Origin of the sequence: Neisseria sp. P0018.S001 (assembly GCF_051957355.1) — a bacterium.
Lineage (GTDB): Bacteria > Pseudomonadota > Gammaproteobacteria > Burkholderiales > Neisseriaceae > Neisseria > Neisseria subflava_A.
The window spans coordinates 1-380 of the sequence record NZ_JBQCWN010000088.1; the positions used below are offsets into that span (position 1 = coordinate 1).

Sequence of the window (380 nt, forward strand, 5' to 3'; positions counted from 1 at the left end):
TCGGTACGGGCGGCGGCGCTTTGCTGTTTCAGCTGGCTGTAGTTGACGGCATCGGCGTCATCGGTACCGGCGGCTACGTTGGTTACTTTCTTGCTGGCGGCATTGATGCCTGACTTGATCACACTCGGGCCACCGGTAATGGTGAGGCCGTCTGTATTCAGTTTGCTGTTGCCTGCGGTGACGCTGTCAACGGTGATGTCTTTGGCCAGTTTCAGCTGTGCGCCACCGGCTACGGTTTCGCTGATGATGTTGCTGTCGCCTTTGACATTGATGGTGTCGCCCAATGCGTAGTTGTTGCTGCCGGCGGTACCGCCGAAGTTGATGCCTTTGGCGATATTGGCGGCGTTGGTCGCTACGTTTTGGTTGGTCGCAAACAGTTG

At 57.1% G+C, this 380-nt stretch carries 1 pseudogene; it reads right to left on the bottom strand.

The features are described from left to right. Nucleotides 1–380, bottom strand: a pseudogene (locus tag ACTHTJ_RS10965) (hypothetical protein); the annotation flags it as partial.